We start from the raw sequence: 24,422 nt of genomic DNA, 5'->3' as shown, positions 1-24,422 counted from the left end.
TTTTAAGAATTGTATTCCGTATCTGGGCGCTATACCGAGCCATAGGTCACCTCCTGTTCCATCTTGTTCTAGGTGACAACTATTATGGCAGAGCGCGGCCCCTTAATTACGTTTGAATAATTTAAATCAATAAACTGGAATTTGTTGTTCAAATATTGGGCTACTCTGTCAAGAGTTTTCCACCAATGGACAGGAGAAAGAATTTGCTGTTTTATGATATTCCGTACTTCTGTTGCTTTAATTACCACATCAGAGGTTACACAAGAAAAAACAGGCACTTTTGGATCATCTATATCAAGGGAATCGACAAATGTTTCTAACTGTCTCTGAATAGACGCTACATAAGGAGAATGGCAGCCATTACCAATCTTAAGGGGAACGACTCGTAATCCTTTTTTGCAGGCGAACTTATTGAAAATTTCTATATCTTTATTTGCTATTGCAAAAACTACTTGCGTAGGTAAATTAAAATTTGCAGCATAAATGCTTGGCATAACACTAATTTCAGATATAAAAGACCCAATCTGATCATGATCTCCAATAACAGCAACTAGATCACTTTCATTGTTTTTTTTGTTTTCTTCGAATAGCATCCCCCGATAAGCAATAAGCTTGCACGCATCACTAATTGTTAAAGCTCCAGAAAGACAAAAGGAAATTATTTCTCCAAGACTATGTCCCATAAGGAATTCTGGGGTTATACCTGTTGCTTTAAGCGACTGATACAAAGCATAATTTAAAGCCCATAAGGCGATGTGAGAAAGATATGGAGAATTTCTAACCTTTACCCGAGATGGGCCCCAACAAAGAGAAGGTATATCTTCTTTTAGAATAGAACTAATCTCATCGATAGCAGCGGAAAAAACAGGGATTCTTTCATATTCGGACATTCCTGCCCCGGGAACAAAACTTCCTTGTCCACTTGAAAGAAATATCGTTTTCATTAACACCTCCCTTCCTTTTTCAAAACTTTGTCTTCATCAATTTTAATAAAAGAAGAAATTGGCTCTCCCACAGCTAGGAAGGGTTTGTTTTTTTTATAAAGATAGCGGTTTTTATTTTCCACTGCTGCCATATATCTCGCTATTGTTTTTTGTGCTTGCGGACTATTTTTTAAGCGATCCCAAAGATCTGATTTCTTGCTAAGGAAATCAGCTACATCAACAGCACAAAGCCAGGAGTTCTGAAAAAATTCAGTATCAAAAAATGGTCCACCAATACAAACAAGGCCCATCTTCTCATAAAGTCCAACAGTCCCTTCCATTGCATCGGTGATAATTATTCGTACACGACGGAGTAGCGCTTTTACCATCATAAGACTCACTAGCAGTTCTAAAACTTTTGCTTTGAGAGGACCCGACGGAATTATAACAAGACGACCTGCTTCAGCAATGCATCCTACCGATTTCTGAAGCTCCGTAAGAGAAACAGGGAGATATGTTTCAAGAGGAAGTGCTACCCGGGGGCTAGTATTTTCTCCTACCACCAAACGGATACAACCGACAGGATTCTGTGTTTTTGTGTCATATACGATAAAAGCGCTGGTATATCGTGCAAATACCGTGTACTCTTTCCGTATCCGATCAATAAATTCGGTATATGAGTCTTTATCTCTTTTTTGAGATTTCTGAAATATAGAAAAATAACCTTTTTCAAGCACTGAAAAAAACATTTCTCGCTCAGCTTCACTCATAACTTCTTTTGCATAAAGACTATCCGAGATCCAAAAAATTCCTCTGAGATTCCCAAATGTTTTTTTGAATATAATTATATCTTTTTCTGAAATAATAAAACGAGCTCGTATCTCCATCGCTTTATCAATAATGAAAGGAGATAAGAAAACAGAGATAGGAATACTGCTAAGAGAGAAAACAAGAGGAACAATAATATACAAAATTGATGGAAAGAGAACTATCGAGAAAGTAAAGGCAAGAAAATTCATTATAGAAAGAATACTGTTTCCTATGGAACGTTCTATAAGTATTTCTGGGTATAGCGGTTTTCTATTATCGTTCGTTAACGGAACGCCTATTGAAGAAATAAAGAACACAATCGATAAAGTGGCGTATATAACAGATCCTGTAAATGGTATAAAACGTTGAATTCCAAATATAATCTGGATCACCGTAAGAGTAAGATACACTATAAAGAATACTATATCGAGAATATATCGCTGATTCTTGGCATACCGGTAACAGAGCAAAAGACCATACAGAAATGCAGATGTTACGATATATGTATCAAGATCAACTAAAAATAGAAGTCCTAGAGGAAGAATAAAAGCTAAAATTGTCAATATCATTTACTGACCTCCTTTGCTACCATTCTGAGATACCACAAGAAGTTGCTTTAACAGTTTTTCCAGAGAACGTTTTAAGGAGGGTGATATATTTTTACTAGATAAGGCCCATTCTATTATCTCTTTTAGATAAAGGGAATCTATTTTTGTTTTTTCTTGAAGTAATTCTTGGTTAGTATAGAAAAATGTCTGTTCGCTTTCAACTGCCCTCACGAGAAACTCGATATCCTTGACACCTTGTTCATGTTGTTTCTGATAAAACTCAGGAAGAGAAAGATAGGTCTGGGCTCGTATATACAGACAACTGAGATTCCTTTCTCCCTTTATTAATGCTTTTTCAAGAATTTTCATACCTTCTTCTACAAATCTTATTTTTTCAAGACCATTTTCAGTGGTTTGAGCTTGCATGATAGTAGCCGAACCAAGCCACGCATCAAACTCAGGATCTTTTGCAGATAGATAGGGAACAAGTTCTTTAAGAAAGGCAAAACCTTCCTGATAATACCCATTTCTTAAAAGATATATTGCCTGATTACGCATCCAAAACAGAACTTTTGGTGCCGGGACCGGACGACTTTCCGCTTTGAGAAGGTTCCAAGCAATGCTAGCAGAAAGGAAATTCTGAATGTGGGATAAGCATGCTTCCATTTCTGCTTCCCGTATATAAGGGGGAAGATCGTTCCAAACCAAACTTGTCTGGGCAGGTTTGTCAGACTGGAAAGAAAATCGCTGCAAAAACCAGGGATACATCCTCAAAAGCGCCATATCGTGAGATGTCAATGATTCCTTAAATTTAATATTTTCAAGATCCTCTCCAAAAGCAACAGCAATAAGAGGGTCTGGAAATGGTAAGGGCATACCCTTTTCATCAACCGGTCTCTTTGGAATTTGCAAGCTATTTACCACAGTTCTTTTTGATATAAGCCATTGTTTCCAACTTTCTTCATAGCGAGCGGTAATAGACTTTTCTTCCTTTTTGTCATCTTGCTGGCTCACATTATAATGCCATACAAGGAATGTTACATACAAAATACATAACAAAAGTGCACCCGTAATAGCATAAGGCAATCGCCTAACATTATAATTGTTTCTCATTTCGGCAAACCTTTCTGGTAGTGCTCTAAATATATATCAATACATTGCTTTATCCACTCAGGCATATGTATTTGCATTTTATTATCCTTTAAAAGAATTACCTCGGTACGACCTTTTGTATGGATTTCCTTATTAATTTCATTTCGAATAATATGAAGAAAATCTATTTTTGAACCAACTACGGAACATATACTACTTTCACATACCACTCGATCCTTGAAATAAACTGGCCGTAGATATTCTACCTCTATATGCTTCACGACAAAGCGTAAATTCTCCTTCTCGAAGCGATCACTTACTATTCCAGCTTTTTCTGCTATAGCAAAGCGTCCCATCTCAAACCACGCTAAGTAAAACATATTGTTAACAATTCTATAACTATCTACTTCATAAAACCGAATAGCGATAGGTATAGTCATCCAATTCATGGGGCATCCTTTTTTGCAAAAATAGCTCCTGCCGATCCTCCTGGGGAAACCGTACCAACAAGAATACTTTCCAAGTCTGATATGTAAGTCATTCCTCGCAACAGGAGACCATAAGCGCTTTGCTTCTGATGGGGGACCCCCAATACATTGTTAGATCCTGAAAGCAAACAGAACAATGCAAGATTATAAAAAGGAACAACCCCTACTGCCATTCCAAAATAAGGCGTAGCACTCGTTTTGGGGACATCGGGATAAAACGATGTAAGTGCAGCATACTCAAAATCATTCTCAATTCTTAAACCGTTACCTTCACCCGCAAGGTAAGAAGGTTTTATTCCTAGATTATTAAACTGAGTAAGAATTTTCTTGAGAGGGTTTTCTTCCATTTCATACCGAGAAGGTGCACATTTTTCAGAATCCAAAGCTACCTGTTCTATAATAGCATATATAGGAGCCCCCCGTTTTTCCGCCTCATTTTTTCGTTCGAGCACAAAAAAGACTCCTCCTTCGCCGATTATGTTTCCTTGTAAATCTTCAGAATATGAATCAAGCGAAAAAACATTATTAACATACCCAATATCAATTAAAGCTCGATGATAAATATCACAGTATTCACTAACAGCACCAACAAGGACTGCTTTGCAAATACCACTCTTAAGGAGATACATCCCTATATTTAGAGCAGCATAAGGGCTAGAACTTCCCTGCGCAATAACAGTTGAATATCCCTTTATTTTTAATTCTATAGAAACATAACCAAGATGAGCATTGACAACGGTATTCGGGAACACATTAGCATCGGCTAGTCTTATACCCTTTTCCCACATGTTTATATAAAAATCACTTACCGATTTAAGGGCTCCCGTCCCTGTAGCTGAAACAAGCCCCACTTCAGTTGAGTTCTCAATAGAAACTTTAAAACCAGAATCCTTAAGAGCAAGAGCACTTGCTATACAAGAGATTTGTGATATCCGATCCATTTTACGCATATTTTTGATTCTTAAGGTATCTCCCATTTTTTCGAGAACGTCATCAGATATTAAAGCGGCCCGTGAGACGCTCAAGGATCGATTAAGACCCCTTACGGGAGAAATATCTCCAATAAAGGTTTTTCCCTCTGCAAGTTTTTTTACTATTTCCCTCTTATCAAATACATTTGCAGGGCTTACCATACCAACACCGGTTATAACAACAGACGAATCCTCAGAACAAGATTTTTTTTTATTTGATACGTTATTTTTATTGCCAACTACCACACAAACATTATTTCCTCCAAAAGCAAAGGCGTTTTTTACTCCTATAGCATCTGATAGATCAATCGGCTTACCTTGTACATAGTTAAGATCACATCCGACTCGAGGCTCTGTAAAATTTGCAATAGGAAGAGCTTTTTTCTCCTGCAAAGCTTTTACAAGGTAGATGAGCTCGATAACTCCTGATGCTCCTAAGGTGTGTCCAATTACCGATTTTGCTGCTGAAATATAAGCGTCTTTTAAAGCTGGTATTTGCTTAAGCGCACATGTTTCTACTTTATCGTTATGAGCAGTACCTGTTCCATGAGACATAACATAATACATCGTACCTTTTGAATAGTCCAAACCATTAAGAGCTTTTTCAATACAAATCCGAATAGTTTCTCCCGTAGGGTTTGATGCTGTGGGATGATAAGCATCCGAGGAACCAGCAACGTTAATAATGCTTCCATATTTCGGATTATTCTGATTCTTTTTAAGAATAAGAACTCCTGCTCCTTCACCGATACTAATACCCATTTCCGTGACACTATAAGGAGAACACTTTCCCTCTGCAAGGGACTTTAAAGAACTAAAACCGGCCAGAGACATAAGACTTAATGGTTCAGCTCCACCTACCACTGCAATATCTATCAAATCTCGACTGAATAGCTCTTTTGCAATAAACACCGCATGAAGAGAAGCAGAACAGGCAGTGGAAAAAAGATAGCGAGGTCCGCTTATCGAGTACTCAAAGGCAAGACGATCAACACACACATGTAAGGGATAGGTAAGATAAGCCGTCGGGGAAATAAAATTCTTTCGACCATATTCTTGATATTCCTTTTCGAGTCTCGTAAAACCTGAAAGAGAGGTTCCCACAAAAATTCCTACTCTTTTTTGTTGTAATTCTTCCCGAGATATCATAGCATCTGTTCTAGCTTCCTCAAAAGCAAGAAGCAATAACAGTTCCGCTCGTTCTGAGGGAAGTCTTTTATCACTTTTTATATACCCAATTTTTTCAACAACAAGATCTCGAAGTTCCTTGTCACTAAGATATATTTGTCCTGCGTTGCTAGTTTGAAGCCCTTCGGTACAGATCCCACGAACTTTTCGAATACAGCTTTCCCCTTTCAATAGGGTTTCCCAATTTTCTTGGAGATTCAAACCTGCAACTGTAATTACACCCATCCCCACAATGTCTAATGTTTCCATATATACTACTCCATTTGTGTTTGAGCACTCTTTGTCAGGAAAAGAGGTGTCGAAACAGTTATCAAAGGAACAACAGAACCATCTTTGCTTACCATTGAATAATTCCGATTACCCACATAACCAAATTCTTTTTTGAATTCTCCATAACCAAACCAGCGATTAAGACATGGTGAATAATTAGAAATAACTATATCCCCAATTTTTTCTGTATCAACAAAGATCTCAGCGCCATCGAATTTCTCTTTATCAATTTCATCATTTGATAAGGCCACAACTGCAACTATCCTTGTATCAAACTCGGAAAAATCATTAAGAACAGCTTCACGTCCAATGAAATCTTTTTTTCGAGTATTTACCATCCAGCGAATTTCATTAGGAACTGGCGATGATCCAGGCATAATAGTTATATTTAAACTCGGGAAACGAACTTCTTGGAGTGCTGTTACAAGGCAATTTTTAATTAGAGTAGTATTCTTTTCATAGAGAAAAAACATTTCTGAAACAGCATTAATTAAATATGCAGTAAACCCTTCAGCTATATGAGGAGAAAGGAACATACGGAAACCATATTCATTTGTCCTACCAGCTCGATAAATTAAGACTGGATTACCTTCCCATTGACAAGACATAAAATGAAGGTAAGAAAGACCTGTTACTTCGATACCCGCAAACGATTTTACGAGTTTCCAGGAATAGGGACCTTCACAGGTTACCTGATGATATGTCTCTGAAACATTATTAATACTTATAGATTTATCAGCGGCCTTACTAAGAATCCAAGAGAGGGTTTCTTTATTTTCTGGGGAAAGAATAAACCAGAATTTTTCTTCAAACATGAGAATATCAATTATATCAAGTATACGGCCGTTTTCATTAAGAAGAAGTCCCACCATGGCACGGTTTGGTTCTAGAACGATATCATTACCCGCTACAAGCCAACTTATAAAATCGAGAGCATTTTCTTGTTCTGGTATTTCAAGAATGACAGGGTTGGTATCATACATGAGACATCCCTCGCGAAGTGCTTTATACGCATTAAGCCAAGGGTATCTGGCAAGGGACTGTTCATCGCACTTTACTTCGTACGAAGAGAGACGCTCAACTCCTAAAATGAAATCCGCTACTGTATTAACAGAGAGAAATACTTCCAATTTATCAGAAGGGACAGAGATCCCAAATTCTTCTTCTATTCCAACAACAAGTTCAAGAGAATCAATTGAATCGAGTCCTAGTCCCATTCCAAATAAAGGAGAATCATCATCAATCTTATCAGGAGTTATTTCCAAATTGAGTCGTCGAACGAGTACTTCTTTGATCCTTGTTAATATCTCCTGCCGTTTTTCATTTGTCTGTTGCGCTTCTTTAATTTTCTCTGTCATGTGTTTACTCCTTCCTTAGTAATTAAAGTTGAATATTTTCTTTTTCCGAAACTGAAAGTTCCCCTTCTACTGCTATTGTTCTTCCTTGTAATGCTTTCACATTTACCAAAGAAAGACTTCCAACTTTTTTCACTATCTTAACGGACATATCAAGAACAGTGCCAGGCCGGACAGGACTCATGAATTTTACATTCACCTTTACTAAATACCCCACTCTAGACGCAAATTGTGATAAGTCCATGTTTATGTCTTGACTTTTCTCTTTATTAAGAGATTCTGAAAGATACACAATTGCAGTAAGTTGAGCTAAAGATTCTACTAAAAGGACCCCTGGGACAATGGGTTCTTTTGGGAAATGTCCTTGAAAAAACCACTCGTTCAGGGTGTATAATTTTTTCCCATTACCACTTTCCCCTGGAATAATGTTATATGCTTCATCAAGAAGAAGAAAAGGATACTTATGAGGTAACATTTGCTGAATCTGACTTGCCGTGAAAGACATAGTTTTATTCTCTTCAAAATTACTATTATTCATGAAAGTCCTCCATCAACCACTACTGTTACACCTGTCATATATGATGCTTTCGGGCTTGCAAGGAATCCTACAACCGCAGCAATTTCCGAAGGCTCAGCGGGTCTTTTCAAAGCCACTGCTTCAAGTTGTTTTGACTTTATATGGTTTGGAATTTTTGCATACATATCAGTTTTTACATATCCTGGTGCAACAGCAAGAACCCGAATATTATATCTCCCCATTTCCCTCGCGAGAGATTTGGTTAATGCAATTAATCCCGCTTTGCTTGCAGCGTAATTTGTTTGTCCTTCCGGTCCAAGTATACCTCCAACGGATGAAATATTGATAATAACACCAGATTTCTGAGAAACCATTTTTTTTATAAAGCGTTTGGTTACTTGAACAGTGCCAAGTAGGTTGGTATCTACTACTGTCTTAAATGAGTCTATATCCATGAGAGCAAAAAAATTATCCTTTGTTAAACCAGCATTATTAACTAGCAGATCTATAGAACCTTCTTCATTACCACATACTATTTCATACAGATGGTTTATATCATCTTCATTTGTGATAGCACACTTGACAGCACAAACTTTATCGGCTCCTAAAATCTCAACTAATTCATGAGCCTCTTTTTCTCGGGAATTATAAGTAAAAGTCACGTGATATCCATTCTGTACCAGTTCTTCTACAATAGCCCTTCCAATACCTCTACTACCACCAGTCACCACCGCTTTCATTAATTTACCCCCAAAATTATCAATAAAATTGAAGAGACCCGTAAATTACGTTTTTTTTAATACCACAAGGAAACGCTCTTTGTCAAGTTGTCACCTGATTAGGCGATCCTCTGATAAACCACTCGTTTCGTTTCGGGGGAGGGATTGAGGTAGACGACCCGCTTGCTTTTCCACATCTTAGGGCCCCGCTTCGGGAACCGCTCAGGATGGTTTTCAAAAGCCTCCCGCAGAGTTTTGTTCCTCAGAGCAAAAAGGCGGATATCATCGCTATAGAGCCTGTAACAAATTTTGTGTAAACGGCTATACTACAAGAAGGAGTAGGTATGGCCATTACGAAAGAAGTGTTGGATGAACTCTTAAAGGAGTATCGGGGACCGGAGGATATTACCGGTCCGGATGGATTGTTAAAGCAGCTTACCAAGGCGCTGATTGAGCGGGCAATGGAAGCCGAGCTCTCCGAGCATGTGGGCTATGAAAAGCATGATCAGAGTGAGAAGCAGACCGAGAACCGGCGCAATGGTAAAACTAAAAAGACGCTACGGACCGATCAGGGCCCGCTTGAGATCGCGATTCCCCGAGACCGGGAAGGAACCTTTGAACCAGCCATCATCCCGAAACACCAAAGGGAGTTTAAAGGGTTTGATGACAAGATCCTGTCCATGTATGCCCGAGGAATGACAACCCGAGAAATAAGCGGCCACCTTAAAGAGATCTACGGAGTCGAGGTATCTCCGGAACTCATAAGCCGTGCAACCGATTCAGTAAAGGAACTCCTAGATAGCTGGCGGAACAGGAATCTTGATCCGCTGTATCCAATCGTGTTTCTTGATGCCCTTATGCTCAATGTGCGGGATGACGGCAAAGTGGCTAAAAAAGCCCTGTATGTTGCGTTAGGAATCAATCTAGAGGGCAAAAAGGAACTCCTGGGACTCTGGATTGACCAGGCAGAAGGGGCGGCCTTCTGGCTCCGGGTCTTAAATGAGCTTAAAAACCGGGGTGTCCAGGATATTTTGATTGCAGCCGTTGATGGGCTCAGCGGGTTTCCTGAAGCAATCAGGACAGTGTTTCCCAAGACAGAAATCCAACTCTGTATTGTGCACATGGTCCGCAATTCCCTTAAGTTTGTCCCCTACAAGGACCGGAAGGCGGTGGCTGCGGATCTGAAGAAGGTGTACACCGCAGCCAGTGAAGAAGCGGCTCTGGAAGAACTCCAGCAGTTTGCGGAGCGCTGGAATACCAAGTACCCCCTGATCTCCCGGACCTGGAACAACCGCTGGCCAGAGCTCGTTCCCTTTTTCAAGTACCCTGAACCAATCCGCAAAGCAATCTATACAACCAATGCCATAGAGTCACTCAATTTCTCAATCCGGAAAATCACAAGAAACCGCTTAAGCTTTCCCACGACGGAGGCAGCGATGAAGCTTGTCTTCATGGCACTACAAAATATATCTAAAAAATGGACCATGCCTATCCGAGACTGGGGTATGGCAATGCATCAATGTAGTATCTTTTACGGTGATCGGGTATCACTATGAAAATTCCCGTTTACACAAAATTTGGGATGGCTCCTTATATCTTGATAGCCGTGCTTATATGACAGTATTTTATACTTACTGCTATGAAGTGATTACCTACAGGATTCAGGAATGCAAGATCTTATTAATGAATATTGTAAAGCCAGAATGTTTTTTATTGATTCAGGAACCACTATTTTCTATTTTGATTTAAATGACAATAAAATTGATAATCAACATTCTTTATCTTTCGATTATGCTATGTATCAGACTCTTTGTTCCTACGATAAATACAAATTTTCGTTAATACCACAAGAGAAGAATCGTTACCGCTTTGTTTTACAACGCCAGATTTTGTATCAAGTTCTATCAGAATATACCAGAATACCAACGGAATTTCTCGATTTTCATATTGATCCAAACGGAAAACCTTTTCTTGCTAATTTCCCAATTTCATTTAATATATCCCATACTCAATCAGAATATGTAATTGCTGTCGGAGGCAATAAAATCGAAGTAGGAATAGATATTGACGTAATTTCCAAAATTCGCAATCCTCTTCTTTATTCAAAATTTCTCTTCAAAACCAAAACTTTCAATGACCCTTACCTAGTACTCAAAAGCTGGACCGTATTTGAGTCTTACGCAAAATGTAGAGGTCTCTCTTTAAGCTCGGTAATAAAAGATGATAGCTTTTCTCAATTTGTAGCTAACCTTGTGGTAGGATTAGAGAAAGAAAATTATGATAACTGTCGATTTTCATTTTTTCAGTTTTCATCGGCTTCTTTTACTACTCTTTGTGAACTAAGTGAAGAAAGATTTGCTAGCTATTAATCGTCATAAAAATTATGGATGCTATTTTCGGTTAATCGTAACCGTCAATTACATCCCGTTAGCGGTATAGCTGGATAGGGCAAGGTTATACGGTAACAGGGCTTCCCGTTTCGGTAGCCTACCGGAGCCCACCTACTGGGCGGGAATCACCTCATATTCACTGGTCCGCTCTTCCCCAATCTCTGGCCGGGGACTTCCATAGCAGGGACAGGCCCGTGCTTCATCATGCAGTTCGTAGACGATGTTCTTTATCGGCAGTGGTTCGGCCTTGGGTTTTCGGCCCCGCTTTTTGCGTTCATGGGCGACCACGGGAACGTGTCCCGTTCTAAGCGTTTTGTCCACAGACAAAAGCCGGTCCCATCCCAATAGAGGATCTTGATGAGCCGTCTCGACTTACCACAGAACACGTAGTAACTCCCATCAAAAGGAGCCTCGTTTTGATGGTTCTGTACTAATGCGGCAAGCCCATTAATGTGCTTCCGCATATCCGTAAACCCCATACGCGCAAAAATCCGTTTTTCTTTCCGTAACTGCATCTTGATTGCTCCTATTGGCTTTCAAGATAGGTGCTCCTGTATGCGCGCAAAAGATGGGGAGAAATTGACGGTTACGACCTATCCCTTGTCTCCTGTAAGGGCCTTCATAAGGTACTGATGGGCATTCTGAAGCTGGGTAATAATATCAATGCCCTGGGGACATTTGGGAAGACAGGCACCACAGGCGACGCAGGCATCGGCACCGGTACCCGCATCCACATAGGCCTTCTTATACCATAAGGCTTCCCCTGGCTGCTCAAAGGCGACCGCCGAATTATAGATACCAAAAATTTCATTAATTGCCACATTCTGCGGACAGGGACGGCAGTACCCACAGGAAGTACAGGGGACAGGCATCCGGGCTCGAATTGCCTGGGCCGCAGCGGCGTAGGCTTTTTTCTCTTCCTCTGAAAGGATGAGGGGACGAGCCTCCTCCGCAACACGACAGTTTTCTTTTACCTGCTCTACCGTTCCCATCCCCGAAAGAACCGTTACGACCTCAGGCATGTCGAACAAGAAACGGAACCCCCACTCCACCGCCGACCGGGATTGGCCGGTTCTCTCAAAACAAGCGGCGGCCTCCGCAGGAAGCCGGGCCAGAGCACCGCCCCGGAGCCCTTCCATAATGATTACCCCAATATTCCGTTGCGCCGCATAATGGAGCCCCGCAAGCCCGGCCTGGTACTCCGTATCCAGGTAATTTAACTGGATTTGACAGAACTCCCAGCCCTCATACCCATCCACGATGGTTTTAAAAACCTCATATCGGTCATGAAACGAAAAACCGATATGCCGGATCCGCCCCTCTCGCCGGGCCCGTTCCGCCCATTCAAGGCCTCCAAGACGCAGCAGTTTTTCCCAGCGCTCCTGGTTCATCGCATGGAAAAGATAGAAATCCACATGGTCCGTCCTGAGCCGCTCAAGCTGCTCATTCAAATAACGGTCCCAATCCCGGGCCTCTTGCACAAGCCAGATGGGACTTTTGGTGGCAAGATACAGGGAATCCCGGCGCTTGTGCTTTTGAATTACCTTTCCCGTAAAACCTTCGCTGTGCCCCCCATGGTAGGGATAGGCCGTATCAATGTAATTGATCCCCCCTTCCACCGCAGTAAGAAACACCTGCTCTGCGGCATCTTCATCTATTTTGCTGCCTTCTCCTCCCACCACGGGGAGCCGCATCATACCAAGGCCAAGCACCGAAATAGATTTATTCGGTATTTTTGGAAACCCGCGATACTGCATACCCTCATCCTTTCATTTTTGTGAAACATCACAACTCTTTGGCTATATTCCCCTGGCTACCACCTACGGAAGACCCTTTTCCCAGATTAGTGGCGGAGGAGCCCTTTTTGCCCTATCCCCGACATACCACCTGAGAAAGGCCCTTTCTCTCCCGCTGGAGGAAGAAACGAACCTTTCGCCCTATCCCCGGCAAACCATGAGGCGAAGGGTCTCTCCCCGACCACCGCACGAAAAGCCCCTTCCTTCCGGAGACTCCCTTGCAGGCTTCCCCGTCCTCCATCAACCTGAGGAAGGGGTCTTTCGTCCTTCCCCTAAGAAGCCGGCAAGGGCTTTCATATAACCAGGCCCAGCCTGGATTCACGAGCGGGCCTGGGCTTTCATCTCCTCCGCAACCCGTTCAAGGGTTTTCTTACAGGAAGCGCGATCCCGGGGGAAAATAGAAACGGTCCCCAAAAGGACTGCTCCACAGAATACCCAAAAGGATGCGGAAATGGCAAGACTCGCCATAAGACCTAAAAGATCTGAAATAAATCCTGCCACCATGCGCCCAAAGCCGGTCCCGAGGCTATCGGTTAAGTTGAAAATAGAAAAGACCGCTCCCCGATGTTCCGGCACATTCACGTCCAGGAGCATGGTCCGCATGTTGGGACCGGTCATGGCTGCAAAAAAGGCCGCCGAAAACCCCATGAGAATAAGAGCCCACAAGGGCAGGGGCAACAGCACCACCCCCAACGTCAGGGCACAGCCAGCAAAGGTGGTAATCCCGCAGAAAAAGGGCAAGAGGGCATCCTTCTTTCTAAAAACCGCTCCTCCCCAAATACCCCCCACGATGGTTCCCACCACCATGCCCAGACCAAAAACCAGGTACACGTTGGTAGCATCGGTGATGGAAAGCCCCTTATTAAGGTTAAGAAATTTCTGCAGAAAGAAAAAGGAACCCCAGGGAATGGTTCCTGCGATTCCCTGAATTAACAGGTTGAGGTTTGTTTTGATAGAAAAAAGCCCCGTATAATCGGAAAGCCGGATCCGTTTGGGATACACCAGGCCCGCTTCCACAAGGGCCCTCGTGGCTTCTTCACTGGCCGCTGCCTTAGGCTCCGGTACCAGAAACCAGAATAGGGCTACCAGGGGAATGTTCGGCAGGGCTGCCAGTACAAAGGGAAGGCGCCAGTTACCACTGGATCCTACATAGCCCCCCAACACACCACCAACAATGTTCCCCAACCCAAAGGAAACGGTCAGAATCGCCGAGGCCCAGGGGCGTTCCCGTTCATCAAAGATATCTCCTAAAATAGAAAACACCAAAGGGAAAGCTGCTCCCATGCCAATTCCTGTGAGGATCCGAAGCACAAAAAAAACGGGCCAACTAGGTGCAAGGGCGGTAAGCGCACAGGGTATTTCTCCGATTAATACCGAGAGAATAAAAAGAAGCTTCCGACTTGCCTTATCGGCAAAGTAGCCCCACAGCAGGGAGACCACCGCTCCCAACACCGTAAAGAGGCCCATCATCACTCCCACGGTGGCATCGGTAACCCCAAATTCTTTTTCGATAATCGCCAGGGTAGGAGCCATGACCTGGCCGTCCGAATTCAGGACCACCAGCATCAGGGCCATAAGAACTAACAAAACCAGCTTTTTTGAAGTTTCCATGAGGTTAGTATAGCATACTTTTTTATATCCTTGGGAAAAATTCTTTTGAGCCCCCCGAGCCACTGGTAGGAAATGATGCTTCGCTGCCTGCCCCTAAGAGGGGCTTTTTATTCTGCTTCCAGAGTTACAAGCCAGGCGGCATAATCCCCCCGACCTGTTCCCGCCCAGCCATCACCCCCAAAAAGAAGCCCCACCTGCATGAGTTCATCCCCGCGACGGAGTCCTTCGTTGTTCCGGATGGCCGCTTCAGGGCCCCATTCTTTCGCAAGCCGCCGTGCCGGATATACCCGTAGCCGATAGAGACGCCGGGCATCCAGCCCCCGGAGGGGAAGCCGTGTCATAGGAGGATTAGGGCTTGAGCGGATTTGAAAATACAACACCACCGCCCGCCGTTGATCCGCCGAGACGCTCATCCAGGCTATTTCATTATCGGGAAGATGGAAGGCCCCGCCGGCGCCTCCCGGCATCCAGTTCGCCGCCGGACCGGTCCAGAAGGGTCCCCGGAGTCGATAAAAACGGCCAAATTGAAACACCCCCCGCCATTCTTTATAAAAAGCCACCTGCCGGGCCAACGCCTCTTGTTCTTCCTCAGAAAGCTTTTCGATATCCAGTTCATAGCCAAAGGCGCCAAAAAAGGCCACAAAGGCCCGACTCCACAAAGGAGTGATCCGCCCTACCTGATGGTTCGGTACCGCCGAAACATGGGCCCCCATGGTGGAAGGAGGATAGAAATAGCTGGTTCCCCACTGGATAAAGAGCCGTTCTACCGCGTCCGTATCATCGCTGGTCCAGGCCTGAGGAGCATAGGCAAAGAGGCCCCCATCAAAACGGTTGCCCCCACTCGAGCAGGATTCAAAAAGCACCTGGGGAAACTCCCGGGTAAGCCGATCATACAGTTCGTACACCCCCAAAATATACCGATGAAAGAATTCTCCCTGCCGTTCAGGAGGAAGGGCCGCCGACAGGGGTTCGGTGATATGGCGGTTCATATCCCATTTAATGTAACTAATCGACGAACGACGAAGAAGCTGCGCTATCACCCCATAGAGGTACTCCACCACTTCGGGCCGGCCCATATCAAGGACCAGTTGATTCCGCCCCAGGGTTCGCTTTGTACAGGGAGCACCCACCACCCAATCCGGATGAGCCCGATACAGGTCACTATCGGGGTTTACCATCTCCGGCTCTATCCAGAGGCCAAAGCGAAGGCCGAGGTCCACTATTTTTTGGGCAAGGCCCTCTATGCCATCGGGAAGTTTTTCTGGATTCGGATACCAGTCCCCCAGGGAAGAGCGGTCATCGTTGCGTCGGCCAAACCAGCCATCGTCCAGCACAAAAAGCTCGATACCAAGGCGGCGGGCGGCCTGGGCGAGAGAAAGGAGTTTTTTCTCTGTAAAGTCAAAATAGGTGGCTTCCCAGTTGTTAATCAAAATCGGCCGCTCTCGATTCTTCCAGAAGCCCCGCACCACGTGGTTCTGAATTATCCCATGAAAAGCCCGGGAAAGTTCGCCCAGGCCGCCCGCCGTGTAGGCCAGAAGAACCTCCGGCGTGGCAAAGCGGTCTTCCGGCACAAGGGTCCAGGAAAAGTTCCAGGGGTTAATCCCCGCCACAATCCGGGTATCGCCGTGGGAACCTACTTCAACTTCAAGGGAATGATTTCCCGAATATAAGAGGAGCACCCCCAGCGCTTCACCGTGATCCTCGGTGGTTTCCGGTCGGGCAAGGATACAAGAAGGATTATGCTGGGCACTGGAAGAACCCCGGGTACTGCCAATAGCTTGGATTCCCGGCCTCAGGGGGGTACAGAACGGTTGCCGTTCCCGGGCCCAGGCGCCCGAAAATTGATACCACACCCACCGGCTATCATCCAGATCACAGGCACAGGACATGACCCGCCGCAACATCACTCTTTGGGAACCCTTGTTTTTTATTTCTACCCGGCGAGCAATAATCGGGAAGCCCCCAAAAATAGTATAAAAAAGCCGGGCCTCGATTCCTATTGCCCCGTCGATACAGGTAAGGACAAGGGTCATGGCGTCGGAGGATTTTTCTGCATAACTTACAGGAAGGCCCAAAAGCTCCGGTTTTCCTTCCTGAATTTCATGGGAAACATACCGGAGCTCCGGGAAAAGGGGTTGCCCTTTAGGGGTACTTACATCGAGGGCGCTTTGCCGGTAGTCACCCCGGCCGCTCGTGGGATACTCCCGACGGGCCCAGTCGAGGCAAAACTCAAAAGGGAGCCCCTCCTGGTGGGTTCCCATCCCCCGTCCTTCGTATCGTTCCAGATACCCATAGGTTCGGTCTGGATCGAGGGGACATCCTATATACCGAAGCCCTACTTCCCCATTAGGAAGAATGGCCAGCACATAGCTCAGCCCTTCATTTTGTAGGTGAAACTCCTGACAATTCTCATGGTATAGGATTTTCATACTATTCCCTTTCTACCCGGATCCATTTCTAGGGCCCTTCATTTTTTCTATAATTTTATGGCCCCTCCCCTCCCATATCTTCCGAGGGGGTAATGGGAGCCCTGTTAATCCCATGATATGGGAATGTTTGGCACAAATCTTGGGGGCTTACTGTTTCTCTTCCAGTTCGGCCGCGTCTTTATGCACCAGGATAAGGTTGAGCACTATACCGAAGATGGCGGACAGTCCCAACCCCGAGAGATGAACCGGTCCCAAATTAAAGCTTGCCCCGCCTAGGCCAAGCACCAACATGGTGGCAGTGATAATGAGCGCCTTAGGATTAGACATGTTTACCCGGGCGTCGATCATGTTTTTAATACCAATAGAAGAAATCATACCAAAAAGCAGAATCGAAATTCCCCCGATTACCGGCGCTGGGATAGTGCCAATGAGGGCAGTAAATTTGGGAACCAACGAAAGGAGGATCGCAAAAAATGCCGCAATCCGCATGATAACCGGGTCGAATGCGCCCGTAAGGGCCACCGCGCCGGTATTCTCAGAATAGGTGGTGTTGGCGGGTCCCCCGATGAGGGCCGCCACAGAGGTGGCAAGACCATCGCCGATTAAGGTCCGGTAGATCCCCGGTTTAGCAATAAAGTCTTTGCCCACCACATTACCGATAGCCAGGATATCCCCAAAATGTTCAACCATTGTTACGATGGCGATGGGGACCATCACTGAGATAGCCGAGAGGGAAAATTTGGGCAGGCTAAAGGCAGGAATCCCAATCCAGGGAGCCGCAGAAACCTTGGAAAAATCCACCAACCCCAGGGCAATCGAAAGAAGATACCCCGCTGCGAGGGCAATAAGCACGGGCAGGTTCGCCGTAAATTTCCAGCCCAGCTTAGGGAACACAATCTTTACAAAAACACCCACCGCAAAGGTAAAAAGGGCCAGGGCCCAACAACCATTTTCACCAATCAATTGCTTAAGGGCCTCTGAATTGGTCCCATTGGCATTCTGGATTGCCACGGGGGCAAGGATAAGACCAATGAGGATTATCATCGGGCCCGTGACATGGGGAGGAAGAATTTTGTGCAACAGCTCCACCGAAAAGAACTTAAAGATGATGGCCACCACCACATACAGGAGCCCCGCAATAACGATGCCCCCCAGCGCATAGGGAAGTCCTTCGGAGGCCCCCACCGCCACAATGCCCGGGATAAAGGCAAAGGAACTCCCTAAAAAAACGGGGACCTGGAACCCTGTTATCACATGAAACAGGAGCGTTCCGATCCCCGCCGCAAAGAGGGTTACCCCAATATCCAATCCCGTAAGAATGGGAACCAGGACGGTAGCCCCAAACATAACAAAGGTATGCTGGAGCCCCAGGATCACCGTTTTACCGTTTATTCGTTTTTCTCCCATGATTCCTCCCTGACCATAAATTGAAAGGAATGTATCCGATTTTTCCCTAGGTGGCAATACCCAGTTCCCGCACCCGGGCAGTACCGATTTCCCTCAGTTTATACTTTTGAATTTTACCGTTGGCGGTCATGGGGAAGGAATCCACAAAGAACACATACTTGGGAATTTTGAATCGGCTGATTTTGCCCCGACAAAAATCCTGGACGTCCGCTTCGGTAATGGTGGCTCCCTGCTTTTTGATAATAAAGGCCCCTACTTCTTCGCCGTATTTTTCACTGGCGATGCCTACCACCTGCACATCCTGAATACCCGGCATGGTATACAGGAATTCTTCTATCTCCTTGGGATAGATGTTTTCCCCTCCCCGGATAATCATGTCTTTAATGCGGCCCGTTACCCGGAAGTTTCCGTCCGGATCTTTCACTCCCAGGTCTCCCGAATGGAGCCACCCCTCTGCATCGATTGCCTGGGCGGTGGCTTCGGGATTCTTGTAGTAGCCCTTCATCACATTGTAGCCCCGGCAACAGAGTTCTCCCGGGACTCCCACAGGGCACTCCTGGTTCGTGTGGGGATCCCGGACGGTTACCTCTATGCCCGGGAGTTCCCGCCCGACGGTTCCCACCTTTACTTCGATAGGATCATCTACCCGGGTCTGGGTCATGACCGGCGAAGCTTCCGTCAGCCCATAGGCGATGGTGATTTCCGTGGCATGCATCTCGTTCATCACCCGTTTCATGATTTCCATGGGACAGGGAGCGCCTGCCATAATCCCCGTCCGCAGACTTCGGAGATCGAAGAGGGAAAACATGGGGTGGTTGAGTTCCGCAATAAACATCGTCGGAACTCCATACAGGGCGGTACATTTTTCTTTTTGAACCGTGGCAAGCACCATGAGGGGATCAAAGGTTTCAAGGATCGCCGCCGCAGCTCCATGGGTGAGCACCGCCATCATCCCCAGGACAAGTCCAAAACAATGGAAGAGGGGCACCGGCAGGCACACGATATCCTGTTCGGTAAAACGCTGGCAATCTCCAATGGCAAGGCCATTGTTCAGAATATTCCGATGGGTCAGCATAACCCCCTTCGGAAAGCCCGTGGTCCCTGAGGTGTACTGCATGTTCACCACATCGCTGGCCTGGCAGGCCGCCTCCGCTCTGGCCAGTTCTGCATTGGCCACATGACTCCCTAAAAGAAACAATTCCGGCAAGGAATACATACCCCGATGCTTTTCCTGTCCCAGATATATCACATAGCGCAATTCAGGAAACCGCTGAGAACGCAGGTAGCCCCGTTCACAGCTTTTAAGTTCTGGCACCAGTTCGTAGACCATCTGGACATAATCCGAGTCCCGGTACCCATCAATAATAACCAGGGCCCGGAGATCCGCCTGGCGCACCAGGTATTCCAGTTCATGGAGTTTATAATTTGTGTTGATGGTAACAAGCACCACCCCTATCCGGGCACAGGCAAAAAGAAAGGTGTTCCAATCGGGCACATTGGTGGCCCAGATACCCAGGTGTTCCCCCTTGCGTAATCCCAGGGCCAAGAGGGCTCTGGCAAGACGATCGACCCGCTCATCAAACTCTTTATAGGTAAAATGAAGGTCCCTATCTGAATACACGATAAAATCACGATGGGGATATCGCCTGGCCTGTTCGCGGAGCATCTCCCCCAGGGTTTTTTCCAATAGTTCCATGGCACCTCCTTATGTTCCTTCAACACAGCCCCTTCGGCAGTTTTACCCCCACATCAGGTTCTGGCTCAGGGGCTGTAACACTTCGTCGTCTAAACCTTAATGGGGCGTGTAGAGCACCGCCAGGATACGAGCGGTTCCTCCCTGGGCTATGACTCGATGGGGAACGATAGATTCATAATAGATGGAGTCCCCCTGTTCAAGATTGTACGCGGTGGTACCGTACTCTACCTTTATGGCTCCTTCGAGAACGTAGAGGAACTCCTCCCCTTCGTGGCTCGAGAGGGCCGGATTGGCATCTTTCCGCACTTCCACAAGGAAGGGTTCCATGGCCCGACCCGCCTTATGGGCCGCAAGGGCATTAAAAACAAGGCCCTCAGGACTCTGGGCGTTTCGAGCGGTAAACCGAAATACCTCTTCGGAACTTCCCTTTTTACAGACCACGGGTCCCAGTTCTTCATAATCATCCAGCAAGGTACCCAGGCGAACCCCCAGGGCCCGGGCGATTTTTACAAGAGGGGCCAGGTCGGGGAGATAGTCTTCTTCCTCTATTTTCTTAAGCAATTCCACCGGAATATGGCTCCGTTCGGCCAGGTCTTCCCGGGAAATTGCGTTGGTTTCTCGAATTTTTCGTATCCGTTTACCCGGATTACTTTCACGATCCATGGGATCCTCCGTTCATCTCGGCCAAGATTTTTGTAGAGGGCAGCGCCCTTTCTATCAATATTACAAAAAGAAAGAGGATACGCAAGGGTTATAATTACAGAGAAGGCATATTAAAAGGACACCTTTTAATAACCCATAGGGAAATTTCTTCAAGTTTAACCTATGGAATGAAGAATTTCTTTAGAGAGTCCAGAAACAAGGAAAGTCTTCTTTCCCCGAATTGACGGGAGACGAGAGAACCAGCACAATATAGAGTATGGTGAATAAACGGGCCTTTCCACGATATCCTACGATAGCCCAGGCACGGCTTAAGAATCTTCTGCAGGGCGAAGCCTTCGTAAAGGATCTTTCCATTACCGGGTGTAGACTGGAATTTAGCGCCGCCATAGCCCTTTCGGTAGGAGAAATCCACGAAATAGAGATCATTCCCGAAGGCCAGGCAAACGTTGAGCCCTTTGAACTTACCGCCGAAGTTCGCTGGTCCCTGGCAAGTTACGACTCCTTTGAGGTAGGGTTCTACATTCTCCGCTCTCCCCGGGGAAAAAGCTTTTTCCACTACCTGGATTATCTTGCCTGGAAACAAAATCACCCGAGTTCTGCGGGAGCATCCTAATGGCATCGCCAATCGAACAACTTCCCGGCTGGGTATACCAGGCCCTCCCCGAATTTGTGGATCACCTTGAAAAGGAACTGGGCTCCTGGGACAACCAGTGGGGGCCCCTGTACTACCGGAGGATCCCCACAAAGGCCTTCTGGGTCCAGAATATCTGGCTTAATCCCTTTATGGCCCATTTTACCTCTATTTCCGAAGCGGCCCGCCTCCTTAAAAGCATCCAGCGCAACTGGGCCCCCCTTCTTGTTAGAAACTTCCGTCGTGGTCAGCTTATCCAGGAGCAACTCCCCCATATTCCCCTGGACAAGCCCCGGGAATTTCCTTTTGTAGTTCCCCCAGCGCCCATGGGGGCCTGGACCCTTCTTGATGAGCATACCCTTCTGGCATCGGCCCACACCACAAGCCCCTTCCCGGGGGGAACCATTCAATTTGTAGAAAACAAGATCGATCCCCCAAGCCGGGCCTACCTTAAGTTACAGGAAGCCCTGGTACGCCTTGGGGCCTGGCCCGGCCCTGGGGATCTTTGCATTGATGCGGGGGCATCGCCCGGCGGGTGGACCTGGGTGCTCACCCGGTTAGGCGCTCAGGTCATTGCTATCGATCGGGCGCCCCTGGCACCGCACCTCATGGAGCACCCCCTGGTACGGTACGTGAAACACGACGCCTTTACGTTAAAACCCCAGGACCTGGGACCAGTGGACTGGGTGTTCAGCGACGTCATCTGTTACCCTCCCCGGCTTTTTGGCTGGATAGAACAGTGGCTTTCCCTGGGGCTTGCAAAAAACTATGTATGTACGATAAAAATGCAGGGAGACCCGGACATGGAAACCACCGCCCGTTTTGCGGCGATTCCCGGAAGCACCGTGGTGCACCTTTCCTACAACAAACACGAGCTTACCTGGCTGTACCGGCATCCCGGCGAAAGCACCGATCGCCCTGAGGGAAAGGCGGTATTTCCCGTACCCATGACAGAGGAACCACTCTGCAAATAAAAAAATGCCAGCCCCGGCGTTCAAAAAGCCAGGATAGGTACCATCTAAACAGACAATTGCACAAAAGCTGAAAGCTTGTTATTGTATAGTTTATGTTTACGGTGATTGCCCTCTGTGCAATCGGAGCAGAAAAGGTCCTGGCCAACGAATTGCGAAAACTGGGCTTTTCCATTACCGATTCCCATCCTGGTCGTCTGCGGTATCAAACAGATCTTGGGGGAATGTATCGATCCCTTTTTATGCTGCGTACGGCGGATCGGCTCCTCCTTGAAGCAGGCCGCTATGAGGCCCAGGACTTTGATGCCCTCTATGAAGGGGCCCGGAACATACCCTGGGAAAACTACCTCCCTCGAAACAGGCCCATAGTTGTTTCAAAAGTCCATAGTGCCCATTCACGGTTGACCGCCATCACCAGTATCCAGTCGGTGGTGCATAAGGCCCTGGTGGACCGGCTTTGTTCCCTCTGGAAGGTCCGACGCCTTCCAGAAACGGGGGATCCGATAAGTCTTCGGGTCTATGTGGAAAAGGATCAGGTCCAGGTCCTGTTAGATATAACGGGGGAGCCCCTTTTTAAACGGGGATACCGCCAGGAAGGGGGTGTGGCCCCCCTCCGGGAAACCACTGCGGCTGCGCTGGTGCTTCTTTCGGGGTGGCGCAGAAAATTTCCCCTCTACGATCCCTTCTGTGGATCAGGGACTATCCTTATTGAGGCAGCCCTGTATGCCTGGGAGGTTCCGCCGGGCCTGGGAAAAACCTTTGCCCTTTCTCAGCTTCCGTTTGGGGACCTCGCTTTAGAAGAGGCCCTTCGCAAAGAACTGAAAGGAACCATTCGCACCGATATTCCTCTGTATATCCAAGGAAGCGATAAGGATAAGAGTGCCGTGGAGGGGGCCCGGCACAACCTGGAACGGGCCCTACAGCTCATCCATCGTCCCGGGGAAGAATACCATCCTTCTACGGTATCCGCTGCAAAACTTCCTACCTTCCGGCGCTGTTCCATCGAAGAACTGCGATCCGGCGAAGAACAGGGTTTTCTGATTACCAATCCCCCCTATGGGGAGCGGCTTGGCTCTCAAGAAGAAGCGGAGGCCCTGTACCGGCTCTTTGGGCAACAGGTTCCCCATTTTGCGGGCTGGAAACTGGCGGTGATTACCACCCACCCCGGTTTCGAATCCCATTTTGGTTACCGGGCAACCTCGGTACGAAAAATCACCAATGGGGCCCTTCCTTCGATTATCTACCTGTACGATTCGTTACCGGAAGGGGTGCCCCGGGAAGCTCCCCTGGATCAAAACAAGTCGCCCCGCTTTTCAGAAAACGTAAAAAAACCTTACACAGGAGCATCCTATGTCCATCATCGTGGAACATGAAAAACGACGGAAAGAAATTCTTGAGCGAGCCCTGGATGTTTTTGTAGAAGAGGGGTTCGAAGACACGACCTTTCAAAAGATAGCCGATCGCTGTGGCATTACCCGCACCACCCTCTATCTCTATTTTAAAAACAAACGGGAAATATTTAATTTCAGTATTAAGCAGCTTCTTTCATCGGTGGAAGAAGACCTGAAACGGGTCCGGCAGGATGGGAGCCTTCCTGCGGCGGATAAGCTGAAACAGGTGTTGGGTCTTATCATGGATCGGCTCCAGGAAAATCGGCGCCTCCTTTCGGTGGTGCTAAACTACCTTCTGTACCTTTCCAAAAGCGGAACCGACACGGATTACCGGGTCCGGCGCAGGACGATTCGGCTCCGTCACATTCTGGCCACCATTGTTATCGAAGGAATTCGCCGGGGAGAGCTAAAACCGGTGAATGTAAAAACCGCCGACGACATGCTCTACGGCCTTATCGAGGCGGCGATTTTCCGCCTCGTAGTTCTCAGGCGGACCTCCATTGATGAAATCCGCCACTCCATCAACCTGGCTATAGAGAACCTCCGGGCATAAAGC

At 46.5% G+C, this 24,422-nt stretch carries 22 protein-coding genes; 6 read left to right on the top strand and 16 right to left on the bottom strand.

Features of this window, described 5'->3' with window-relative positions; genetic code table 11:
• Window positions 1-68 precede the first annotated feature (68 nt).
• From C5O22_RS02885 to fabG, 8 genes are read right to left on the bottom strand one after another with little or no spacing between them, the layout of a single operon-like run.
• A complete protein-coding gene (locus tag C5O22_RS02885) occupies window positions 69-944 on the bottom strand; it encodes an ACP S-malonyltransferase (RefSeq protein WP_132779695.1) in 876 nt (291 codons plus the stop codon).
• Window positions 944-2,302 (bottom strand): hypothetical protein, encoded by a 1,359-nt coding sequence (locus C5O22_RS02880; protein ID WP_132779694.1) that lies wholly within the window; start codon window positions 2,300-2,302, stop codon window positions 944-946. Before C5O22_RS02880 ends, C5O22_RS02885 begins: the two co-directional genes overlap by 1 nt.
• Window positions 2,303-3,367: a hypothetical protein gene (locus tag C5O22_RS02875; protein WP_132779693.1), complete on the bottom strand. Its 1,065-nt coding sequence runs from the start codon at window positions 3,365-3,367 to the stop codon at window positions 2,303-2,305.
• Window positions 3,368-3,390: 23 nt separating this feature from the next.
• Window positions 3,391-3,822 (bottom strand): acyl-CoA thioesterase, encoded by a 432-nt coding sequence (locus C5O22_RS02870; RefSeq protein ID WP_132779692.1) that lies wholly within the window; start codon window positions 3,820-3,822, stop codon window positions 3,391-3,393.
• Window positions 3,819-6,269 carry a beta-ketoacyl synthase N-terminal-like domain-containing protein gene (locus C5O22_RS02865; RefSeq protein ID WP_132779691.1) on the bottom strand — a complete coding sequence of 817 codons (2,451 nt, stop codon included), beginning with the start codon at window positions 6,267-6,269 and terminating at the stop codon, window positions 3,819-3,821. The genes C5O22_RS02870 and C5O22_RS02865 overlap by 4 nt, the downstream gene beginning before the upstream one ends.
• 5 nt (window positions 6,270-6,274) lie before the next feature.
• Window positions 6,275-7,648: a phosphopantetheine-binding protein gene (locus tag C5O22_RS02860; RefSeq protein ID WP_132779690.1), complete on the bottom strand. Its 1,374-nt coding sequence runs from the start codon at window positions 7,646-7,648 to the stop codon at window positions 6,275-6,277.
• 22 nt (window positions 7,649-7,670) lie between these two features.
• On the bottom strand, window positions 7,671-8,183 hold the full coding sequence (fabZ, locus tag C5O22_RS02855; protein WP_132779689.1) for a 3-hydroxyacyl-ACP dehydratase FabZ: 513 nt from the start codon (window positions 8,181-8,183) through the stop codon (window positions 7,671-7,673).
• Window positions 8,180-8,902: a 3-oxoacyl-ACP reductase FabG gene (gene fabG, locus C5O22_RS02850; protein WP_132779688.1), complete on the bottom strand. Its 723-nt coding sequence runs from the start codon at window positions 8,900-8,902 to the stop codon at window positions 8,180-8,182. The genes fabZ and fabG overlap by 4 nt, the downstream gene beginning before the upstream one ends.
• 323 nt (window positions 8,903-9,225) lie before the next feature.
• Between fabG and C5O22_RS02845 the strand changes: the two genes are divergently transcribed.
• Window positions 9,226-10,437, top strand: a complete 1,212-nt coding sequence (locus C5O22_RS02845; RefSeq protein ID WP_132779687.1) for an IS256 family transposase — start codon at window positions 9,226-9,228, stop codon at window positions 10,435-10,437.
• 111 nt (window positions 10,438-10,548) lie between these two features.
• Entirely contained in the window at window positions 10,549-11,250 is a 702-nt protein-coding gene (locus C5O22_RS02840) for a 4'-phosphopantetheinyl transferase family protein (protein WP_132779686.1), read from the top strand.
• Window positions 11,251-11,382: 132 nt separating this feature from the next.
• Here the strand turns inward: C5O22_RS02840 and C5O22_RS13450 are convergent, their stop codons facing one another.
• The 8 genes from C5O22_RS13450 to C5O22_RS02805 all read right to left on the bottom strand — a co-directional run bounded on the left by C5O22_RS13450 (window position 11,383) and on the right by C5O22_RS02805 (window position 20,873).
• Window positions 11,383-11,592, bottom strand: a complete 210-nt coding sequence (locus C5O22_RS13450; protein ID WP_165910370.1) for a hypothetical protein — start codon at window positions 11,590-11,592, stop codon at window positions 11,383-11,385.
• Complete coding sequence (gene tnpB, locus C5O22_RS13790; RefSeq protein ID WP_486389484.1) at window positions 11,499-11,735, bottom strand: IS66 family insertion sequence element accessory protein TnpB; 237 nt, start codon at window positions 11,733-11,735, stop codon at window positions 11,499-11,501. Before tnpB ends, C5O22_RS13450 begins: the two co-directional genes overlap by 94 nt.
• A 129-nt stretch (window positions 11,736-11,864) precedes the next feature.
• A complete protein-coding gene (locus C5O22_RS02830; protein WP_132779684.1) occupies window positions 11,865-13,028 on the bottom strand; it encodes an aldo/keto reductase in 1,164 nt (387 codons plus the stop codon).
• 357 nt (window positions 13,029-13,385) lie between these two features.
• Entirely contained in the window at window positions 13,386-14,678 is a 1,293-nt protein-coding gene (locus C5O22_RS02825; RefSeq protein WP_132779683.1) for an MFS transporter, read from the bottom strand.
• A gap of 107 nt (window positions 14,679-14,785) precedes the next feature.
• Window positions 14,786-17,107, bottom strand: a complete 2,322-nt coding sequence (locus tag C5O22_RS02820) for an alpha-galactosidase (protein ID WP_132779682.1) — start codon at window positions 17,105-17,107, stop codon at window positions 14,786-14,788.
• Window positions 17,108-17,254: 147 nt separating this feature from the next.
• Window positions 17,255-18,514, bottom strand: coding sequence for a uracil-xanthine permease family protein (locus C5O22_RS02815; protein ID WP_132779681.1), 1,260 nt, complete (start codon window positions 18,512-18,514; stop codon window positions 17,255-17,257).
• Between the two features lie 46 nt (window positions 18,515-18,560).
• Window positions 18,561-20,210 (bottom strand): AMP-binding protein, encoded by a 1,650-nt coding sequence (locus tag C5O22_RS02810; RefSeq protein ID WP_132779680.1) that lies wholly within the window; start codon window positions 20,208-20,210, stop codon window positions 18,561-18,563.
• A gap of 96 nt (window positions 20,211-20,306) precedes the next feature.
• A complete protein-coding gene (locus tag C5O22_RS02805; protein ID WP_132779679.1) occupies window positions 20,307-20,873 on the bottom strand; it encodes a helix-turn-helix domain-containing protein in 567 nt (188 codons plus the stop codon).
• Window positions 20,874-21,129: 256 nt separating this feature from the next.
• Here C5O22_RS02805 and C5O22_RS02800 point away from each other — a divergent pair, with 256 nt between their 5' ends.
• From C5O22_RS02800 to C5O22_RS02785, 4 genes are all read left to right on the top strand, one after another.
• Window positions 21,130-21,486, top strand: a complete 357-nt coding sequence (locus C5O22_RS02800) for a PilZ domain-containing protein (protein WP_132779678.1) — start codon at window positions 21,130-21,132, stop codon at window positions 21,484-21,486.
• On the top strand, window positions 21,486-22,478 hold the full coding sequence (locus C5O22_RS02795; protein WP_132779677.1) for an SAM-dependent methyltransferase: 993 nt from the start codon (window positions 21,486-21,488) through the stop codon (window positions 22,476-22,478). Before C5O22_RS02800 ends, C5O22_RS02795 begins: the two co-directional genes overlap by 1 nt.
• Before the next feature lie 92 nt (window positions 22,479-22,570).
• Complete coding sequence (locus C5O22_RS02790; RefSeq protein WP_132779676.1) at window positions 22,571-23,848, top strand: THUMP domain-containing class I SAM-dependent RNA methyltransferase; 1,278 nt, start codon at window positions 22,571-22,573, stop codon at window positions 23,846-23,848.
• Complete coding sequence (locus C5O22_RS02785) at window positions 23,826-24,419, top strand: TetR/AcrR family transcriptional regulator (protein ID WP_132779675.1); 594 nt, start codon at window positions 23,826-23,828, stop codon at window positions 24,417-24,419. Before C5O22_RS02790 ends, C5O22_RS02785 begins: the two co-directional genes overlap by 23 nt.
• Window positions 24,420-24,422: the final 3 nt, after the last annotated feature.

Source organism: Treponema sp. J25, assembly GCF_004343725.1.
Lineage (GTDB): Bacteria > Spirochaetota > Spirochaetia > Treponematales > Breznakiellaceae > J25.
This window is presented reverse-complemented; position numbering and strand designations above follow the sequence as displayed.

Bases quoted from the DNA above. Each gene is read 5' to 3' on its own strand.
- C5O22_RS02840 (WP_132779686.1), top strand. From the start codon at position 10,549: ATGCAAGATCTTATTAATGAATATTGTAAAGCCAGAATGTTTTTTATT.
- fabG (WP_132779688.1), bottom strand. From the start codon at position 8,902: ATGAAAGCGGTGGTGACTGGTGGTAGTAGAGGTATTGGAAGGGCTATT.
- C5O22_RS02815 (WP_132779681.1), bottom strand. From the start codon at position 18,514: ATGGGAGAAAAACGAATAAACGGTAAAACGGTGATCCTGGGGCTCCAG.
- C5O22_RS02785 (WP_132779675.1), top strand. From the start codon at position 23,826: ATGTCCATCATCGTGGAACATGAAAAACGACGGAAAGAAATTCTTGAG.
- C5O22_RS02820 (WP_132779682.1), bottom strand. From the start codon at position 17,107: ATGAAAATCCTATACCATGAGAATTGTCAGGAGTTTCACCTACAAAAT.
- C5O22_RS02845 (WP_132779687.1), top strand. From the start codon at position 9,226: ATGGCCATTACGAAAGAAGTGTTGGATGAACTCTTAAAGGAGTATCGG.
- C5O22_RS02865 (WP_132779691.1), bottom strand. From the start codon at position 6,269: ATGGAAACATTAGACATTGTGGGGATGGGTGTAATTACAGTTGCAGGT.
- C5O22_RS02800 (WP_132779678.1), top strand. From the start codon at position 21,130: ATGGTGAATAAACGGGCCTTTCCACGATATCCTACGATAGCCCAGGCA.
- C5O22_RS02860 (WP_132779690.1), bottom strand. From the start codon at position 7,648: ATGACAGAGAAAATTAAAGAAGCGCAACAGACAAATGAAAAACGGCAG.
- tnpB (WP_486389484.1), bottom strand. From the start codon at position 11,735: ATGCGGAAGCACATTAATGGGCTTGCCGCATTAGTACAGAACCATCAA.
- C5O22_RS02825 (WP_132779683.1), bottom strand. From the start codon at position 14,678: ATGGAAACTTCAAAAAAGCTGGTTTTGTTAGTTCTTATGGCCCTGATG.
- C5O22_RS02810 (WP_132779680.1), bottom strand. From the start codon at position 20,210: ATGGAACTATTGGAAAAAACCCTGGGGGAGATGCTCCGCGAACAGGCC.
- C5O22_RS02885 (WP_132779695.1), bottom strand. From the start codon at position 944: ATGAAAACGATATTTCTTTCAAGTGGACAAGGAAGTTTTGTTCCCGGG.
- C5O22_RS02870 (WP_132779692.1), bottom strand. From the start codon at position 3,822: ATGAATTGGATGACTATACCTATCGCTATTCGGTTTTATGAAGTAGAT.
- C5O22_RS02880 (WP_132779694.1), bottom strand. From the start codon at position 2,302: ATGATATTGACAATTTTAGCTTTTATTCTTCCTCTAGGACTTCTATTT.
- fabZ (WP_132779689.1), bottom strand. From the start codon at position 8,183: ATGAATAATAGTAATTTTGAAGAGAATAAAACTATGTCTTTCACGGCA.
- C5O22_RS02805 (WP_132779679.1), bottom strand. From the start codon at position 20,873: ATGGATCGTGAAAGTAATCCGGGTAAACGGATACGAAAAATTCGAGAA.
- C5O22_RS02790 (WP_132779676.1), top strand. From the start codon at position 22,571: ATGTTTACGGTGATTGCCCTCTGTGCAATCGGAGCAGAAAAGGTCCTG.
- C5O22_RS02795 (WP_132779677.1), top strand. From the start codon at position 21,486: ATGGCATCGCCAATCGAACAACTTCCCGGCTGGGTATACCAGGCCCTC.
- C5O22_RS02830 (WP_132779684.1), bottom strand. From the start codon at position 13,028: ATGCAGTATCGCGGGTTTCCAAAAATACCGAATAAATCTATTTCGGTG.